The 18,354-nt window shown below is 47.9% G+C and carries 14 protein-coding genes and 2 riboswitches; of the genes, 13 read left to right on the top strand and 1 reads right to left on the bottom strand.

Annotation, left to right across the window (positions count from 1 at the left end; all coding sequences use genetic code 11):
* Nucleotides 1-81: 81 nt before the first annotated feature.
* The 13 genes from P364_RS0122055 (at nucleotide 82) to P364_RS0121990 (ending at nucleotide 16,293) form a co-directional block, all read left to right on the top strand.
* Nucleotides 82-1,125: an EAL domain-containing protein gene (locus P364_RS0122055; protein ID WP_024632239.1), complete on the top strand. Its 1,044-nt coding sequence runs from the start codon at nucleotides 82-84 to the stop codon at nucleotides 1,123-1,125.
* A gap of 226 nt (nucleotides 1,126-1,351) precedes the next feature.
* The gene (locus tag P364_RS0122050; RefSeq protein ID WP_024632238.1) at nucleotides 1,352-3,448 is read left to right on the top strand and encodes a methyl-accepting chemotaxis protein; all 2,097 of its coding nucleotides are present in this window, start codon (nucleotides 1,352-1,354) and stop codon (nucleotides 3,446-3,448) included.
* A gap of 188 nt (nucleotides 3,449-3,636) precedes the next feature.
* Nucleotides 3,637-4,929: an arsenic transporter gene (locus tag P364_RS0122045; protein ID WP_024632237.1), complete on the top strand. Its 1,293-nt coding sequence runs from the start codon at nucleotides 3,637-3,639 to the stop codon at nucleotides 4,927-4,929.
* A gap of 656 nt (nucleotides 4,930-5,585) precedes the next feature.
* Nucleotides 5,586-6,512 carry a phosphate ABC transporter substrate-binding protein gene (locus P364_RS0122040; RefSeq protein WP_024632236.1) on the top strand — a complete coding sequence of 309 codons (927 nt, stop codon included), beginning with the start codon at nucleotides 5,586-5,588 and terminating at the stop codon, nucleotides 6,510-6,512.
* A gap of 142 nt (nucleotides 6,513-6,654) precedes the next feature.
* On the top strand, nucleotides 6,655-7,563 hold the full coding sequence (gene pstC, locus P364_RS0122035) for a phosphate ABC transporter permease subunit PstC (RefSeq protein ID WP_143805458.1): 909 nt from the start codon (nucleotides 6,655-6,657) through the stop codon (nucleotides 7,561-7,563).
* A 2-nt stretch (nucleotides 7,564-7,565) separates the two neighbouring features.
* Nucleotides 7,566-8,453, top strand: a complete 888-nt coding sequence (gene pstA, locus P364_RS0122030) for a phosphate ABC transporter permease PstA (RefSeq protein ID WP_024632234.1) — start codon at nucleotides 7,566-7,568, stop codon at nucleotides 8,451-8,453.
* A gap of 12 nt (nucleotides 8,454-8,465) precedes the next feature.
* The gene (gene pstB, locus P364_RS0122025) at nucleotides 8,466-9,221 is read left to right on the top strand and encodes a phosphate ABC transporter ATP-binding protein PstB (protein ID WP_024632233.1); all 756 of its coding nucleotides are present in this window, start codon (nucleotides 8,466-8,468) and stop codon (nucleotides 9,219-9,221) included.
* A 189-nt stretch (nucleotides 9,222-9,410) separates the two neighbouring features.
* Complete coding sequence (locus P364_RS35545) at nucleotides 9,411-10,541, top strand: phosphotransferase enzyme family protein (RefSeq protein ID WP_024632232.1); 1,131 nt, start codon at nucleotides 9,411-9,413, stop codon at nucleotides 10,539-10,541.
* 29 nt (nucleotides 10,542-10,570) lie between these two features.
* Nucleotides 10,571-11,848 (top strand): MFS transporter, encoded by a 1,278-nt coding sequence (locus tag P364_RS0122010; protein WP_024632231.1) that lies wholly within the window; start codon nucleotides 10,571-10,573, stop codon nucleotides 11,846-11,848.
* Nucleotides 11,849-12,186: 338 nt separating this feature from the next.
* Nucleotides 12,187-12,310: riboswitch (glycine riboswitch) on the top strand.
* Between the two features lie 4 nt (nucleotides 12,311-12,314).
* Nucleotides 12,315-12,456: riboswitch (glycine riboswitch) on the top strand.
* 112 nt (nucleotides 12,457-12,568) lie between these two features.
* A complete protein-coding gene (sdaAB, locus tag P364_RS0122005; RefSeq protein WP_024632230.1) occupies nucleotides 12,569-13,258 on the top strand; it encodes an L-serine ammonia-lyase, iron-sulfur-dependent subunit beta in 690 nt (229 codons plus the stop codon).
* Nucleotides 13,248-14,198, top strand: a complete 951-nt coding sequence (gene sdaAA / locus P364_RS0122000; protein ID WP_024632229.1) for an L-serine ammonia-lyase, iron-sulfur-dependent, subunit alpha — start codon at nucleotides 13,248-13,250, stop codon at nucleotides 14,196-14,198. Before sdaAB ends, sdaAA begins: the two co-directional genes overlap by 11 nt.
* 257 nt (nucleotides 14,199-14,455) lie before the next feature.
* Nucleotides 14,456-15,673, top strand: coding sequence for a YhgE/Pip domain-containing protein (locus P364_RS0121995; protein ID WP_024632228.1), 1,218 nt, complete (start codon nucleotides 14,456-14,458; stop codon nucleotides 15,671-15,673).
* 107 nt (nucleotides 15,674-15,780) lie between these two features.
* A complete protein-coding gene (locus P364_RS0121990; RefSeq protein ID WP_024632227.1) occupies nucleotides 15,781-16,293 on the top strand; it encodes a PadR family transcriptional regulator in 513 nt (170 codons plus the stop codon).
* 147 nt (nucleotides 16,294-16,440) lie between these two features.
* On the opposite strand, the gene P364_RS0121985 is transcribed toward P364_RS0121990, so the two are convergent.
* Nucleotides 16,441-18,195 (bottom strand): alpha-glycosidase, encoded by a 1,755-nt coding sequence (locus P364_RS0121985; RefSeq protein WP_024632226.1) that lies wholly within the window; start codon nucleotides 18,193-18,195, stop codon nucleotides 16,441-16,443.
* Between the last annotated feature and the right edge of the window lie 159 nt (nucleotides 18,196-18,354).

Raw genomic sequence — 18,354 nt, 5'->3', positions numbered from 1 at the left:
GTGCTATAATATTTACAAACTTTGGGTATATACTATTAATCATTAATGAGATAGACTCACAAACTGGCAAGGGGGTTCTACATGAATTGCAGTGGCTGCAGTCCAATTCATCCTATCGAGAATCAAGGTACCCTGTATATGCGTCCCATTTCCCCCGCTTTGCTGGAAGCACTGCAAATGCAGGAAAGACATGTTGAATGTTCAGAAGAATTCATCTGGATGCATTTTTTGAACCTTGAATCTGTAGAGCGTTGTATTGAGGATATCCTGAAGATTGAAGCGACCCTGCCGGATACGTTAATGGTTCAGGTCACTCCACTGTATGGCCAGGCAAATGACGATAGCTGGATTAGTCTTTCCATGCAGGAAGCTCGCCTCAGACATGCTGATCTGGTTTCCATTATCCTGGAACATCAATTTAGCAGTCATATGCAGCCGATCGTAGATGCATCGGAGCAGATTATCGGATTTGAATTTTTACTTCGTCCTGCTGAACGGGGCAGGTCCTTCAGTGTATATGAATTATTCGAAGTTGCACGGGATACCGGACTGCATTCTTTTCTAGATCGGACAGCACGTATTGCTGCTATTGAGACGAGTGCCGTTCTTTTACCGCATGGTGTCAAACGTTTCGTGAATTTCTTGCCTTCCTCCATCTATAACCCCGAATATTGCCTGACGCACACGTTTGAGACGATTGAACGCCTTTCGCTAGACCCTAAGGATTTTGTGTTTGAAGTGGTGGAAACGGAACAGATTCAGCATATGTCCATCTTGCAGCGTATTTTTGAGGTATATCGTGCTCATGGAATGTCGGTTGCCTTGGATGACGTGGGGGCCGGATTCTCGACGATCGAAGTAATGAATCGGCTGGAGCCGGATTTTGTCAAAATAGATCGGAGTCTCATTGATCGTTGTGATCAGGATTTGACGAAACAGCAGCAAATTATCGATATAGTTGAAATGTCACGCCGTTTTGGCGGGCGGGTACTCGCGGAAGGGATCGAACGATTCGAGGAATTTGAATTTTGTCGATCCGTGGGTATCGACTTGGCCCAAGGGTATTACTTTGGTAAGCCAACAGCATACCCGCCACAAGGTCCCTACGGTAAAACCTCTGCCTGAATGAAATAAATTATAGATGTACCAGAAAGTCACTTCGCATAATTGGAGTGGCTTGTTTGACATGCCATGTACATTTTACAATCAAATAAATATGCTCATTCAGCCGATATATAGGATAGGCCTTCAGACTACAGCGGTCTCTATAGGACACCGTATTTAATCAGGTTGGAGAGGTCCTACATAAAAAGAAAAAGGGCAGATTTAGATTTGGAGGGGGAGAAGCAAGATGAATAACATTCGGGGGAATGAGCAAGAAAAGGCAACAAGCAAGTTAGCCAAGCCAAAAGATAATAAACCGAAAAAGAAAAACAAAAAGAAAAAAGGCTTCGTCTGGAGCATAAGGAACAAATTATTGGTATCCTTTCTGGCGGTGCTGCTCTTGCCGAGTCTAACCATTGGAATGGTCACGCTCCTTATCGCGGACCATACGGTGGAAGACCAATTGATGGACAGTGCCAAACAAAGTGTAGACACAACGAATTCAATCATTGGCACACATGTGGATGCGAAGACTCATGATATCAACTATTTTGCCGGTTTGATTGAGAAAGACATGATTAAAGGACAAAATGAAAGTCCTGAGCTTGAAATGAAGTTGAAACAGTATCTGGGTTTACATCCAGATGCTTTAAATATTTTTGTGGGAACCAAAGAGGGAATCATGGTCCGTGGTAAGGAATCTGCGGGAAGCTCACAAGGGTCCGCTTATGATCCCCGGGAACGCGAATGGTACAAGCTAGCAATGGAGAAGCCAGGTACTACAGTAGTTTCACCTGTATCCAAAAATACGGACGGCATTGCTGTTGTTTTTGTCTCCAAAACGCTTGATGATCAATCGGGTGTCGTTGGTTTGTCCATGGATCTGACAGAGCTGCGAGAACAGGCATCCATTAAGGTTGGCAAAGAAGGGTATATCATCATCATGGATGCGGACAAAAATTATATCGTGTCTCCAGTCATGGAAGCCGGTACACAAGAACCGACAACCGTTCTGGATCCAATGTATGGGAGCAAGGAAGGTGAGTTCAGCTATATCTATAATGATGATGCCAAAACCATGATTTTCTCTACTAATGAAGAAACCGGGTGGAAGATTGGCGGCACAATGTTCCAAAGTGAAGTATCCAATGCAAGTAAAGATATTCGGGTGTCTACTATAATCGTTATCCTGTCTGCCACAATACTTACGCTGGTCTTCATTATTTGGCTAACGCGTTCCATGTTGCGTCCGATCAAGCGTCTGCAGGAATCCGCGAGAGCCGTAAGTAAAGGCGACTTGACGGTGAAATTGGAGACCAGACGCAAAGATGAAGTTGGCGAGCTGGCGAAGTATTTTGAACGGATGGTCGACAATCTGCGCATGATGATTCTGGGTGTACAGGAGACGGCAGAGCAGGTCTCTGCCTCCTCACAGGAATTGTCCGCTAGTGCGGATCAAACGACCAAAGCTATTGAGCACTCAACGATGGCCATTCAGGAACTTGCCGAGGGTGCCGAGCAGCAAGTGAAGAGTGTAACAGATGGATCAGGACAAATGAGCCAAATGGCGGAAGATGTTCGGATGATGTCCGAGCGTGTGCAATCCGTTACAACGAACATGCGGCATACATCCGGAGCTGCCTATTCAGGTAATGAAGCTGCAGGTGAGGCGGTGGAGCAGATGAATAGCATTCAGGAAACGGTGGAACAACTGGCAACGGTGATCCAATCACTGAATGCACGGTCCGTTGAGATTGGCAGCATGGTAGATGTGATTGCCACAATCTCGAAGCAGACCAACCTGCTAGCGCTGAACGCTTCCATTGAAGCGGCTAGAGCGGGTGACGCGGGTCGTGGCTTCGCTGTCGTAGCGGGAGAGGTACGCAAGCTTGCGGAAGAATCGGGAAGCTCGGCAGCACAAATTGGAGAATTGGTTCATAATATTCGTCAGGATATGGATGCTGCTCTGAGCGCTATGGAAGCAGCTCAGACTCGGGTTGGAGACGGACTTCAGGCTGTGAACACGTCTGGACAATCCTTTGCTCAGATTCGGGAGGCTGTGGAGGATGCTGCTCATACGCTGGATGATTTGTCCGAAACGACAAAGCAACTGGAGAGCGGCGCTTCCAACGTTGCCAAAGCAATGAACGATATCTCCATCGTGACCCAAGAATCTGCTGCAAATACGGAATCGGTCTCGGCATCTTCTCAGGAACAGCTGGCATCTGTAGAGGAGATCGCTTCGTCTTCAGCACATCTGAACAGTATGGCGGAGCAATTACAAGGGCTGCTGGGTATGTTCAAAATGGTGGAGGACACAGCGAAAGATGGGGACAAGTCCTAACCATTAGACGATAATATTTCACCGCATTTTCTACAGAGATTAGAAGGAAATAAAGATAGACTTTTCTCCTGCAGCCCTGTATAACTATATCGTGGTTTACGCGTATGAATTGCGGTGTAATCATATCTGGCAGACCAGTCACATATCATGCTCCAAACATGATGAATATAGCGGGCGCAGGAGGCTTTATGACATATGTTGCAATTCTGATTTTTGTCCTGACCATCACGCTGGTTATCTGGCAGCCTCGTGGATTGGGCATCGGATGGTCCGCCATGGGCGGGGCTTTGCTAGCCTTAATATGTGGTGTTGTCAGTCTGAACGATGCATCTGATGTAGCTTCCATTGTATGGAATGCAACACTGGCTTTTGTTGGTATCATCATGATCTCGTTAATACTCGATGAGACAGGTTTCTTCGAATGGGCTGCTCTTCATATGGCAAGGCTGGCAGGAGGAAATGGCCGCAGGTTGTTCATCTATTCCATTTTGCTCGGGGCGGCGGTGTCCGCTCTATTCGCCAATGATGGTGCAGCGCTAATTCTTACCCCGATTGTGCTGGCGATGGTACGGGCATTGAAGTTCGATGAGCGTATGGTGCTCGCCTTTGTTATGGCTAGTGGATTTATCGCGGATACAACTTCGTTGCCGCTGGTTGTCAGCAATCTGGTCAATATCGTTTCTGCCGATTATTTCGGTATTACATTTGTGGAATATGCGGTGCGGATGGTTGTGCCGAATCTATTTTCCATCGTGGCGAGTACAGGGATGCTGTTCTTGTTTTATCGCAAAAGCATCCCGCTTCGCTACGATATCACATCAGCACGTGATCCACAGGAAGCCATTCGTGATCCGCGGATGTTCCGCATCGCCTGGTTCATGCTGGTGCTGTTACTAGTTGCCTATGCATCCAGTGAGTTTTTGCCGATTCCGGTATCGGTTATCGTCGGTGCAGTGGCTCTTTTGTTCGCCATATTAGCCAGAAAGAGCGAAGCTGTGAACATGAAACGCGTAATCAAAGAGGCTCCATGGTCCATTGTGGTGTTCTCGGTGGGCATGTATATCGTGGTGTACGGACTGCGCAATGCCGGATTAACCGATTACCTGAGCCGCTGGCTTGACGCGATAGCAGACCATGGTCTGCTGGCTGTTTCAATTGGCATGGGCATGATTGCAGCGGTGTTGTCATCCGTAATGAACAATCTGCCCACCGTGTTAATTAACCTATTAGCGATTCAGGGTGCACATGCCGAAGGCATTGTGCGTGAGGCGCTGATCTATGCCAATGTTATTGGATCTGATCTAGGCCCCAAAATGACACCAATCGGCTCACTCGCCACATTACTGTGGCTCCATGTGTTATCCCGCAAAGGTGTGAAGATCACATGGGGATATTATTTCAAGGCAGGCATCATCTTAACCATTCCCACACTATTAATTACCTTGGCCGGATTGGCGTTATGGTTATGGATTTTGGGTTAGTACAATCGTATTTACATTAGCAATCATCATATGATCCAACTTATTGTAAAAAGCTGCTCTCATGCGCTGGTGCTCCACACTGGCTATGAAGCAGTTTTTTTATTTCTTCTATAGAAGAAATAATTCTCTCTCTACATTAAAGGATGTACACAAAGGCAGGCATCAATATTGCTGGCCTTCTCTTTTTGCCATCCCCCAGGATGAGGATTAAAATGCCTGGGACACAACCAGCGCTGATACGGCGCAGGGAACGGATGGATTGTGTAAAAGCTTATTTGAAAGAATTATAGATTGTATTGTTTCTTAATGAAAAAAAACGGAGTAGTGGAGGGACGGAATCGATTCTGAAGAAGCGGCAGCGATCGGAAGAACGATCCGTAACCGGAACGGCCACCCGAAAATATTAGCGATTTATTCATTAAGTGATAAAAATCTGGACACAATACGGATTGAAGCAACATCCGTTCCCGAAGCACCCACTTCAGCCAAGCAATTTGTCTCAGATGTATTTCGATCCACAGTCCAACATTTTTAACACTGCGTTTACAAAACATTGATTTTGAGATGACATAACGAAACTACAATGAATAAAGAGTTGATGGTGAACAAAAATAAAAGCAAATCACCGTCACTAAATTGGGGGAGGAAAATAAAACATGTTTAAAAAGTTGCCGTTCATTTTGATGACCTTAACGTTCGTACTGGTTCTCGCAGCATGCGGATCGAAAAATGACGCTGGTACAGAGGGTGCCACAGACAATGGATCAGGAGAAACTGCTACTGAACTTAGCGGAAACATTCTGGCTGTTGGATCTACAGCACTGCAACCTCTGGTAGAGCAAGCTGGACAAAAATTTATGGCAGTTGATGAATATAAGAAAGTAACGGTACAAGTGCAAGGCGGCGGTAGTGGTACTGGTTTGACACAAGTATCCGACGGACAAGCTACAATCGGTAACTCTGACGTATTTGCAGAAGAGAAAATCGATGACGCAGCAAAAGTAAGCGAACTGAAAGATCACCAAGTAGCTGTTGTAGCAATTGCACCAGTAAGCAACAAAGATGCAGGTGTACAAGATTTGACGAAGCAACAACTGATCGACATTTTCTCTGGTAAAATCACAAACTGGAAAGATGTTGGCGGTAAAGATCAAGCCATCGTTATCGTAAACCGTCCTAGCAGCTCCGGTACTCGTGCAACATTCGAGAACTTTGCACTGGGAACAAAAGTTGAAGATATCCAAGGTTCTATTCAGGAAGATTCCTCCGGTACAGTTAAAAAGCTCGTAGCTGAAACGCCAGGCGCAATTGGTTATCTGGCTCTGTCCTACCTGGATGACAGCCTGCAAGTTTTGAAATACGAAGGTGTAGAAGCGACGGTTGAGAACGTAGAAGCAGGGAAATATCCGGTATGGGCTTACGAGCACATGTACACTAAAGGTGATCCGGATGCAGCAACTCAAGCATTCCTCGACTACATCCTGAGTGACGAAATTCAACAAAACGACGTGACAGAGCTTGGTTACATCCCAGTATCCGGCATGAAAGTAAAACGTGACGCAGCAGGTACTGTGACTCAATAATCTTTGAACTTGCGCATACAGCGAGAGAGGCGGACCCAGGTCCTGCCTCTTTGCGCGGTTTGCTCTGAAATTATCCCATATTTTGCATGAATTCTACTATAGAAGGATGGTTGTTATGGAACAGACCGAAGGGGGAACGGTAATGAACAACAAGTTGAAACCGCGCCGGCCCTTGAGAGAAAAGCATTATTGGGAAGAGTGGACGGGACGGATCTATACGTCGATTTGTGTCGTTTTCCTGATCGTTGTCATGTTTTCCATCGTTTATTTTGTAGCGTCCAAAGGCTTATCGACCTTTTTCCAGGATGGCGTAAGTTTGCGCGAATTTTTATCCGGCAAAACGTGGAATCCAACGGGGGAACCCGCTGCCTATGGAGCTTTACCGTTCATTACAGGGTCATTCATAACAACATTTCTTGCTGCTCTGATCGCAAGTCCACTTAGCTTGTGTGCAGCGCTCTTCATGACCGAGATTGTACCGGGTAAAGGTAAAAAAATATTGCAACCTGCGATTGAGCTGCTGTCTGGTATTCCTTCCGTTGTATACGGATTTATCGGTCTCAGTGTTATCGTTCCTTTGTTGCGCAGCATGTTTGGCGGAGCCGGCGTCGGAATTGCAGCCGGATGTTTGGTTCTGTCCGTTATGATTTTGCCTACCGTAACAAGTATTATGGCAGATGCACTGTCTTCACTCCCAAAAGGTCTGCGTGAATCGTCTTACGCACTGGGTGCAACTCGCTGGCAAACGATCTATCGTGTCATTATCCCTACGGTTCTTCCAGCTTTGCTGACAGGTATTGTACTTGGTATGGCTCGCGCATTTGGTGAAGCTCTTGCCGTACAGATGGTTATCGGTAATGCACCGCATGTGCCGACATCCCTGCTCGAATCGGCTTCAACGTTAACGAGTGTAATCACCCTGAGTATGGGTAACACCACAATGGGATCTGTTCATAATAATGCACTGTGGAGTATGGCGCTTGTCCTGCTGGTGATGACCTTTGTCTTCGTCATTCTGGTTCGCCTGCTTGAAAGGAGGAACCGGGTATGAAAATGAAGGCTAAAACGGTAGATAAAGTTGCCACTTCCATTATCGTTGTTCTGGCTCTGTTCATTGTTGTTCTCTTGCTCGGTTTGCTTGGCTTCATTCTGGTACGTGGGATTGGCCAGATTAACTGGCACTTCCTGACCAGCGCACCACAGCTGCTCAAAGGTGGAGGCGGGATTGGACCGCAATTATTCAACTCGATCTTCCTGCTTGTTCTGACCTTGATTATTACCATTCCCCTTGGCTGGGGCGGCGGTATTTATATGGCCGAGTACGCCAAGCCGGGCCGGATTACAAGCTTTATTCGACTGGTTGTCGAAGTGTTATCCTCATTCCCGTCTATCGTCATTGGTTTGTTCGGACTCTTACTAATTGTTAATACATTTGGTCTCGGATTCTCCCTGTTATCGGGTGCCATGGCCTTGGCTATATTCAATCTTCCACTTATGGTACGGACAACGGAGCAAGCGTTCCGGGCCGTTCCGAAAGAGCAGAAGGAAGCGGGTCTTGCACTCGGATTGTCCAAATGGAAGATTATCACTTCCATTCTGCTGCCTGTTGCATTGCCCAGCTTAATCACGGGTACGATCCTGGCATCGGGCCGGATCTTCGGTGAAGCAGCAGCTCTGATGTTCACAGCGGGTATGAGTAGTCCGCCGCTGGACTTCACGGACTGGAATCCAACGAGTCCAAGATCGCCGATCAATCCATTGCGTCCGGCAGAGACGCTGGCGGTGCACATTTGGAAAGTAAACAGTGAAGGCATTGGCCCAGACTCCAAAGAAGTAGCAGCTGGCGCTTCAGCCGTGCTTGTACTTCTCGTGCTGGCGTTCAATCTGAGTGCACGCTGGATCGGTCGGGTAGTCTACCGCCGAATGACAGCTTCGAAATAAGGAGGAACCAACATGGCCATACCTTTCGGTACGGAACAGTTAAGCATATATTATGGGCATTTTCAGGCTGTGAAGCAGATCAGCCTGACTTTCCCTGAAGCCAGTGTAACAGCCCTCATTGGCCCATCCGGCTGTGGTAAATCCACGTTCCTGCGGTCGTTGAACCGGATGAACGACGAGATTGCCGGTTCCCGTACGGAGGGACATATCTGGATGGACGGCAATGATCTGAATGAGCCGGGCACGGATGTGATCAAGCTTCGCCAAAAGATTGGCATGGTGTGGCAGAAGCCCAACCCGTTCCACAAGTCTATCTACAACAATATCGCGTTTGGCCCCCGCTACCGTGGTATCAAGAGTAAGAAGGCATTGGATGAAATTGTGGAAAAAAGCCTGCGTCGCGCTGCGCTCTGGGACGAAGTGAAGGACAGACTGAACGAGTCTGCTCTGGCCCTATCAGGTGGACAACAGCAGCGTCTTTGTATCGCTCGAGCGTTGTCGGTGGATCCGCAGATTTTGCTGCTTGATGAGCCGGCATCTGCACTTGACCCGGTATCTACGGGCAAGGTGGAGGAATTGATCTCGGAGCTCAAGAAAGAGCTGCGGATCGTGATCGTTACCCATAACATGCAGCAGGCGGCACGCATCTCGGATTATACGGCTTATTTTTATCTGGGAAGCATGATTGAGCACGGAGATACGGAGCATATTTTCACCAACCCGGACAACCGTCTGACGCAGGAATATATTATGGGACGTTTCGGTTAATTGTTATATTGGATGGAGTAAGAGATAGAGATAGATCTATAGAGATAGAAGGAAGCATAACACCCGGGCGAGACAGTTCGGGGGTTATGCTTTTTTTATGTAATTGTACATATGGAATAGTTTGCCAAAATAAAAACAATCATGCTACGATATTTGTAAGCGCCACCTTTAATTTGATAAGAGAAGGAGATGTGGATCATAACTACCCATAAGATATCCCATGACATTATGGCCATTGAAATTATTTCGCATTATTCTATAGAAAAGCCATCCGTTTCCTTTATCCGACATAATGAAAATCTAACGTACCAGGTGGTGGATGATGTAACCGGACAGAAGTATTTATTGCGTATACATAAAGCCGCTTTTGCAAGCATGACGGGCATCCAGCATACACGACCTGCACTTGAAGCGGAGATGAATCTCCTTCATGAATTACGGGCTACCAGCCCATTGCGAGTGCAGACACCTGTACGCAATACCTCGGGAGAGTGGGTCACCGTCTGGTTGGACGAAGCGGGAGAAGAGATCTGTAGTACTGTTCTGGAATGGATTGAGGGCAGGGATATCAAACAGGGAGAACGTCTGACGACAGCACAGATTCATGATTTGGGCGTACAGTTGCAGACGCTACATCAATCTGGACGAAGACCAAAGGAAACTCCCAAGCCGCAGGTGGGTTCACAGAAGTCTGAAAGAAGGCAGCAGGTGAATGACCGTGAACAGCACGCTGATAAGGCGATCATCCCAGAGATATATACCGATAGCCCCGCCTTGGATCAAACGGGAGTACGACCTGCCTACGGCTCGATCAAAGAGAATCTGGTCATGTTGGAGCAGCTGGAGGAAGGCGTTAGACGTGGCATCTTTACTCCTGAAGATTTCGATCTGATCCGTGAGACGTTTGAGAACATTAACCGGCAACTCGAAACGTATCCTCACACTGCCGAGACTTGGGGAGTGATTCACGCGGATATTACCCGCGGCAATCTGCTGGTGACGGATCAGGGCATATCCATGATTGATTTTTGTTTATACGGTTATGGCTACTATCTCTTTGATGCCGGAGGGGCAGCTACGATTTTCAATCGGGAGGAACGGGATATCTTCCTATCGGGTTATACGGAGCAGGCAGAACCACTGACGAAGCGTGATATTCGGTTAATGGAAGGATTCATGCTAATCTTTACGTTTGGCTATTTCGCATTTCAGATGGAGAATGAGTCAAGGTACGAATGGATGAAAGAGCGAATGCCTCTTATTTGCAGCAAATTTTGCAGACCCTATGTACACAATGAGAGCATCTTCTATGAGTTATAATTTGCGATTTCTGTTGGGTGGGAAGCGCTATGAATAACATTCATGAAAAAAGAGTTGCTTCGAAGATTCCGTCTGGTGGCTGGAAGCATGCCGGATTGCTGCTTGGCGGCGTGGGCATATCCAATCTGGGTGATTTCATATATATTGTGGCGATTAACCTGATGGTGTTGAATATGACACAATCCCCCGCGGCAGTCGCAGGATTGTGGATTATCTCGCCGATTGCGTCGGTGTGCACGAAGTTATGGTCAGGCAGTCTGATTGATCGCTATGATCAGCGACAGTTGATGATTGGTGCCGACATGCTGCGGGCATTGTTGGTAGCGATGCTCCCCCTGATGTCCAGCCTATGGATGATGTATACAGTGATGTTTCTGATCAGTATGTCTTCCTCCATATTTGTCCCTTCCTCTCAGGTGTACATCACCCGGCTGGTACCTGCTGAACGGCGCAAGCGCTTCAATTCCTTGCAAGCCCTAATCAGCTCAGGTGCATTTATTACTGGCCCGGCAGTCGCAGGAGTGATGCTGATATATTTATCTCCGGCTGCAGCCATTTATGCCAATGCGGTTTCCTTTGCTGCTTCTGCTGTGATTCTATTGTTTCTTCCCAAATTGGGCATTGGAGAACAGAATCAAGGGACGGGAAACAGGCTGACACCTCGGTTGATTGCCCAGGATTGGAGGGCTGTACTGAGCTTTAGCCGGAAGTCGAGCTACGTGGTCGGTATATATGCCCTGTTTCAGATCATTCTGGTGGTCGGCATGTCGCTCGATGCCCAGGAAGTAGTGTTTATCCGTCAGGTGATGAACCTGCCTGAATCGCAGTACGGAGCTTTGATGAGTATCACCGGGATTGGTTATTTGGCAGGCTCCATGCTGGTTTGGCTGTTCGCCAAACATTTGCCGATCCGTCACATGATGGGTGGCGGTGTGCTTATGGTCGCACTGGGTTATTTCCTGTTCGCCCGTTCGTTCTCGTTTGAACTGGCGGCGTTTGCTTTTATTCTGCTCGGTCTGTGCTCGGCACTGGCGAATACGGGCCTGGTTACCTTTTATCAAAATAATATCCCTGTCGATCTGATGGGGCGAGTGAGCAGTATACTTGGACTGGGGTTAAGTGTGCTGCAGGTGGTATCCATTTTGGTTGCAGGCGTGGTGGCAGAGCAGTTGTCGCTTCGTATGGTATATACGGTTGTATCTGGAGTGATGGTGCTTGCAGCGTTGGGATTGTGGGTGACGAGCATGTTTCCTTCCCGAAGCAGGTTTTATGATGAACCGGCGAAGCCCAACTCGATGGTGGGGTGACAGGTAGAAATAAGGCAATTCTAGTACAGAATAATGGTTGCCTGAATACCCGAACCGTTCTGTGGATCTTAACATAGATAGTACTAACCACGGATATTGCTCATAGAAAACAAACGAATGTATACGCTTTCTAAATGAAACGCATTAACACATTCATGTGATAAAAGTTTACAAATCGTTGGTTCATTCTGTTTATAAAATGGAAAAAAGTAAATATTCACAAAGAAATCGTTAAGTTTGTTGACACTGATCTTCCGGTCGATTAATCTTAATGAGAAAGTAATAAAAACTTCAATTATCGTTCTGGTACACGATCAGAATGGTTCCATACAAGCGAATGATAGCGAGCGGGAGAGTCCTGGGCATGCCGAGTAAAAAGGCAGCTGTCGGGCACCGAAGGAGCAAGCTGCTACGCACCCGGCGCAGTGGTTAATCTCTCAGGTAAATGTACCATCGTTGGACGCAACTCTGGAGAGTGCGCGATATGCGCCACCCAAGGGGTATATGGTCAAGCAGCACGGTGTGCAGGGGACATTACCTGTGAATACAGGGCATGCATCAATCCGCCGCGCTTCTTATCATGAAACTCTCAGGTATCGAGGACAGAGAGAGGGCCTTAAGGCCTTCTTCTGTCCTTTTCTTATGTCATCATTCAGTAATAAAGGAACATTATGGGTGTAGGTCTGGATGAAAATGACGATTATAAATGGAGGGTTTGCGATGCGTTTTAAAGACGTTTTTTCAATTATTGGTCCGTCCATGACAGGTCCATCAAGTTCACATACGGCTGGAGCAGCAAGATTGGGTCGAATTGCCCGTCAGTGGTTGGGGTGCACGCCTGAACGTGCCCGTTTAACGCTGTATGGCTCCTTCGCCGATACGTATCAGGGGCATGGTACGGATCTCGCATTGATCGGTGGCCTGCTTGATTATGTGACGGATGATCCACGGATTCCGGATGCAGAGCAATATGCAGAGGAAGCGGGTATGGAGGTGGAGTTTTTTACAAGTGGTCTGCCTGCTCCTCATCCCAATACGGTTAAAATTGAGCTGTGGCACGGAGACCGCGAATGTTCACTAATCGGTGCTTCCATTGGTGGTGGTAGTGTATCGGTGCATGCATTGAATGATTTTCGTGTACAGATCAGCGGAGAGTTTCCGACACTTGTGCTGCGCCATTCGGACAAAGCAGGGGTGCTCGCCTCCGTAACCTCCACAATCAGTTCGTCAGGTGTGAACATCGGGTACATGCAAGTGGATCGGAAAGCCCGGGACGGTGAAGCGCTGACAGCGATGGAGATGGATGGTGTGCCGAATCCTGAGATGTTAAACCGTCTGCGGTCGCTGGATCATATGCTGGACATTCGCGTGATTGATTTGAAGAGAGGGGTCGAGCCGGATGCGGTTTAAACATCTACATGAACTGAATACCATCTGTACAGCAGAGTCCAAAACCATTGCCGAGCTGATGATCGAAGAGCAGGTTCAAGAGACGAATATCCCGAAAGCGGATGTTGTGCGGCAGATGTCGGATTACTATCAGGTGATGAAGGAAGCTGTGCACAAAGGGCTGACAGAAGATACGACATCACGCAGCGGCTTGACTGGCGGAGACGGCAAAAAAATGGCCGAGTACATTCGTAAAGGCGAGACTTGCTCTGGAGATGCTTCTGCACTAGCCATGGCATATGCTCTATGTGTATCAGAAGTGAATGCATCCATGGGCCGGATCGTAGCGACACCGACAGCTGGTTCCTGCGGTATCATTCCAGGTGTATTTATCAGCTCCCAGGAGCGTTTTGGCTGGAGTGACGAGCATCTGGTGAACGGTCTGTTCTGTGCGGGAGCAATCGGTTATGTCATTGCCAACAATTCATTTATTTCCGGTGCCGAGGGCGGCTGTCAGGCTGAAGTGGGTTCTGCCATCGGCATGGCCGCTGGAGCTATGGTGGAGCTGCGTGGAGGGACGCCGGAGCAAGTGGTTCATGCAGTAGGTCTTGCGTTAAAAAACACATTGGGCCTTATCTGCGATCCCGTCGCAGGCCTCGTGGAAATTCCGTGCATCATCCGTAACGGACTGGGTGCCGTAACCGCGTTGGCTGCGGCCGACATGGCGCTGGCCGGGGTACGAAGTGCCATTCCGTCTGACGAAGTCATTGATGTCATGCTGGAAGTAGGCAGTGCCATGCCAAGCAGGCACCGTGAAACGGCCCAAGGTGGGCTGGCTCAAACACCAACGGGACGGAAAATGATGGAGAAGCTCGCCAAACCGAAGGCAAAGCGTGCAGAGCCTGAGGTTGAAGCGGAGTCTGAGTCCCCTGCTGAAAACAAACCTGAACCCAAGGCATGACAACCATGAACAAACATGAACTGAATTAACTCGGAGTCTGGATCATAAACGTCGATGCTGCTCCCATCTTGATATGAAAGCCGATACGAATTCTTCCTGATGAAGAGGCGTATCGGCTTTTTTTTTGCTGTTCCAAAAAAGAAAAATAAATGGGTATTGACGTTTATATATCGATTAGATATATTATTAACTGACATATATCAATATGATATATAGAAAAGCTAAATAACGTAATACAACCTAAGGAGATGAATAAGATGAAACGTGTTTTTCAAACGAGTCTTCTGTTTATGAAAAATGGAGCTACGATTGTCGGGTTGATTACGGCCGTATTATTCCAGGTTTTTTTTAATACCATTTGGCTTAGTGGGTATGATCAGGTTAATGCACGGATGACTCAGCTTGCGGTGACCATTGTGAATGAAGATGGGGCTGAAGCTGAGCCTGTAGCAAAGTCTCTTGCAGCGGGACTTGGCTTTGTGATCAAACCATCCGCATCGATGGAAGAAGCCAGACAGCTGTTAACCGACAGGGATGTATACATGATTATTGAGATTCCATCGGGTTTCATGCAGCAGGCGGGAGATTTATCGCAACCGGTGAAGGTGAAGTATGTGATGAATGAATCCAACGTAGCTACCGTGAAAAGTGTGATGCAGAACGTATCCGCACAAGTTACAGCGACGTTGAACCGTGAAGTACAGCAAAATGGCATTCGTGGAGTGCTGGATCAATCGGGTATGGCTGCCGATCAGGCGAATGCGCTGGCGCTGGGATTATCTTCCCGGGTGGAGGCCGAGGTGGAACGGCTGAACCCAGTTCAAAACTTTGCCTTTTCGATGGTGCCGATGCTGATTGTGACAGCTACGTTTACAGGTGCGATGCTGCTTGGCATGAATCTGCAAAAAGTGTCTGGAGAACTAAGTAGCAAGGCGGGGAAATGGGAACGTTTCTGGGCACGCAATATCATCAACCTGGGTGCTGCATTTATCGTATCGCTCGTTGGAGCCGGGATGATGCATGTTATGGGTGTATCAGCAGCGGATGGATGGTGGATGTTATGGCTATTTCAGTTGTTGATTACCTTATCTTTTCTATTCGTCGCGCAATTGAGCTTGTTGCTGCTTGGAAATGCCGGGGCTTGGTTAAACAGTGCTTTGCTGCCTCTGCTGATGTTGTCATCGGGCGCAACCATTCCGCGTGATGTCATGTCTGATTTCTATCAACAGATCGGTCATTATCTACCGGCAACCTATGCAGTGGAGGGCATGATGAATCTGGTGCTTGGCGGCAGCGGGATTAGTCATGATGTTCTGCTTCTGGTGGTGATTGGAGCGGCGACGTTGGTTCTGGGTGTGGTGTGCACGTGGATCAAACGCTCGAGTCCTGCACAATCCGGCATTCCTTTAGAATCCAAAGCTGCTGCTGCTCCTGCCGCTCTGGCTGGGAACCTGACTTCGCCTGACCATGGATGACAAACATTTTTCATCCCTTGGGAACTCAATCGCAGATGCCTGCTGATGTTGAACGTATAAGGGAGGATGTGATACGTTAAGAGGAATTGGAAAGGAGCGGTACACCGATGAACACACAGCATGTCATCCTCGGAATACTGCACAATCAGCCATGTTCCGGATATGAGATCAAGCAGTACTTTGAACAATATTTTTCGTTTTTCTTCGATGCGAGCTTCGGCACCATTTATCCCACACTCGCCAAGATGGAAAAGTCAGGGTTATTGACCAAGGAATCCGTTAGACAAGAAGGAAAACCTGACAAAAATGTGTATACATTAACACCGGAAGGTTCTGCGGAGTTCAGTACCTATTTGATGAGTCCCCTGGAAGCCGAAGTGTTCCGTTCTGATTTTCTGATGCGTCTGTATTTCGGAGAGCTGGCAGATGAAGATACCGTCACAGGGTGGGTCCGGGCGGAGCTGAATCGTAAAGAATTGTTGTATGCCGAGCTGCAGCGCCAGATGAAGCAACTTGGCGAACAAATATCGCCTTCACAGCGTTTATGTATGCAAGTAGGGCTTGTGCAATATGAGGCCACGATTCAATTGCTCAAGCAGCAGTTATCCACGCCACAGTAAATTTCAGTCGTAATCGTGAAATGAATCGATCGGATCATCCATCCATAACCCAGAACAAGCGCTCTACAGAACCATCACAGGTCTGCGAGCGCTTATTTGCGTTGCTTTCAATGTAGCAAATTCCAAGGTCATAACAACATCAAGCTGCTACACGATATCTGTGCTGAGTACAGCATATCCATATGCGGGCAGCTCAACGGCCAGGATTCCCTTTTCCTTGGCTGTACGATAATTCTCCCCAAATAACTCCGTCCAATCCCCGGTGCCCGCCTCCAGCTCGACGATAGCTGTTTCTTCCGAACGATTGAACAGGATCAGAATTCGTTCCTTATCATCCTGTCGTTCCATTACAAGCTGACTTCCGCCTTCACGGGCTTGCAGGAAACGTATGCTGCCTTCCGCACGCAGGGCAGGATGGGCATGGCGAAGTGCAATCAGCTTCTGATAAAAGGTGAACAGCTCGCGATCCTGCTTTGCCTCATCCCACTCCATGCATTTCCGACAACCGGGATCATGATCGCCGTCCAGTCCAATCTCGTCCCCATAATAGATGCACGGGGCACCCATATAACTGAATTGGAACAGCGCAGCCAGTTTCATCTTCCGCTGGTCGCCCTCACATAAGGTGAGCAGTCGTGGTGTATCATGACTGTCCAGCAGATTGAAAGCCACTTCGCTGGCTTGCAGCGGATAGCGGGACAGCTGTCGACCGATGGAGTTCGCGAATTCGTCAGCGTGCATGGCATCTTTTACGAAAAAACGATTTACCGCTTCCGTAAACGGATAGTTCATCGAGGCATCGAACTGGTCGCCTTGCAGCCAGGAGGAAGACTCATTCCATACCTCACCCAAGATATAGGCATCCGGATTCGCAGCCTTGACCACCTTGCGGAAATCTTGCCAGAATGCATTATCTACTTCATCCGCGACATCCAGCCGCCAGCCGTCCGTGCCTACTTCCTTGATCCAGTACTCGGCGACCTCCAGCAGATATGCCTTCACTTCAGGATTTTCCGTATTCAGCTTCGGCATATGAGCCTCGAAGCCAAATGTTTCATAGGTAGGAATGCCATCCTTCACATCCAGCGGGAATTCATGCACATGGAACCAGTCCTTATATTTGGACTTCTCCCCGTACTTTTGCACATCGACAAACGGCGCAAACGTCTTCCCGGAATGATTGAACACCGCGTCCAGCAACACCCGGATTCCGCGTTTATGGCATAGTTCAACCAGCCTTTTGACCGTATCTGCATCGCCAAAATGCCGATCTACTCGCAGGTAATCTTCGGTATCGTACTTATGATTGGTCGTTGCCTCGAAGATGGGTGTGAAATAAATGGCGTTAATGCCCAACTCTTCAAGGTAATCGAGATGGTCGATGACCCCCTGAAGATCACCGCCGAAGAAGTTAAACGGAGTTGGCTCACCACCCCAGGGCTCTACTTGTTCAGGATCGAGATCCGGGTTGCCATTGGCAAAGCGTTCAGGGAAGATCTGATAGAAAATGGCATCCTTTACCCATGCAGGCGGTGTGAATACAGCTCCGGGATGGAGGTACGGAAACTGGAACATGTGACCAGGATCGTCGGGTTCATGTGTCTGGAAATCCGTTTCGGTCATCCAAATCTGTTCGGAACCATTTTTCAGCAAAAAAGAATACTTCAGCCGATGATACGGAGGCTTTACTTCCCCCTCATAGTAATCGAACATGGAATCGGAGGTGAATTTGGTTAAAGGAATCAACTCTTTGGTACGTTCCCAAGCGTATTTGTCCCCGGTCAGGGCATGTACCTCGGTGAGATCATTCTTTTTGGCACGCAGACGCAGACGAATGGTATCCTTATTGTAGGCGTAGGCCCAATTCCGTTTAGGTTGATGATAGATGGCTTCAAGCAGCATTTGAATCTCCTCCCGTCGTATACACACGTAGTATGTGAGCAAGTCGCAGCATTCGATGCAGATCAATCCCGGGATGTATGCAACATGCTTATGTTGTTGAATCAACCTTTGGCCCCTTGCATGAATTATGCGAAGCGGTTGATTAAGGTATAATTTAAA

The organism is Paenibacillus sp. MAEPY2, assembly GCF_000499205.1.
In the GTDB taxonomy this organism is placed as follows: domain Bacteria; phylum Bacillota; class Bacilli; order Paenibacillales; family Paenibacillaceae; genus Paenibacillus; species Paenibacillus vandeheii.
The sequence above is the reverse complement of the archived record's forward strand: the minus strand, read 5'-3'. Positions and strand labels throughout refer to the sequence as shown.

Bases quoted from the DNA above. Each gene is read 5' to 3' on its own strand.
- P364_RS0122055 (WP_024632239.1), top strand. From the start codon at position 82: ATGAATTGCAGTGGCTGCAGTCCAATTCATCCTATCGAGAATCAAGGT.
- P364_RS0122050 (WP_024632238.1), top strand. From the start codon at position 1,352: ATGAATAACATTCGGGGGAATGAGCAAGAAAAGGCAACAAGCAAGTTA.
- P364_RS0122045 (WP_024632237.1), top strand. From the start codon at position 3,637: ATGACATATGTTGCAATTCTGATTTTTGTCCTGACCATCACGCTGGTT.
- P364_RS0122040 (WP_024632236.1), top strand. From the start codon at position 5,586: ATGTTTAAAAAGTTGCCGTTCATTTTGATGACCTTAACGTTCGTACTG.
- pstC (WP_143805458.1), top strand. From the start codon at position 6,655: ATGAACAACAAGTTGAAACCGCGCCGGCCCTTGAGAGAAAAGCATTAT.
- pstA (WP_024632234.1), top strand. From the start codon at position 7,566: ATGAAGGCTAAAACGGTAGATAAAGTTGCCACTTCCATTATCGTTGTT.
- pstB (WP_024632233.1), top strand. From the start codon at position 8,466: ATGGCCATACCTTTCGGTACGGAACAGTTAAGCATATATTATGGGCAT.
- P364_RS35545 (WP_024632232.1), top strand. From the start codon at position 9,411: ATGTGGATCATAACTACCCATAAGATATCCCATGACATTATGGCCATT.
- P364_RS0122010 (WP_024632231.1), top strand. From the start codon at position 10,571: ATGAATAACATTCATGAAAAAAGAGTTGCTTCGAAGATTCCGTCTGGT.
- sdaAB (WP_024632230.1), top strand. From the start codon at position 12,569: ATGCGTTTTAAAGACGTTTTTTCAATTATTGGTCCGTCCATGACAGGT.
- sdaAA (WP_024632229.1), top strand. From the start codon at position 13,248: ATGCGGTTTAAACATCTACATGAACTGAATACCATCTGTACAGCAGAG.
- P364_RS0121995 (WP_024632228.1), top strand. From the start codon at position 14,456: ATGAAACGTGTTTTTCAAACGAGTCTTCTGTTTATGAAAAATGGAGCT.
- P364_RS0121990 (WP_024632227.1), top strand. From the start codon at position 15,781: ATGAACACACAGCATGTCATCCTCGGAATACTGCACAATCAGCCATGT.
- P364_RS0121985 (WP_024632226.1), bottom strand. From the start codon at position 18,195: ATGCTGCTTGAAGCCATCTATCATCAACCTAAACGGAATTGGGCCTAC.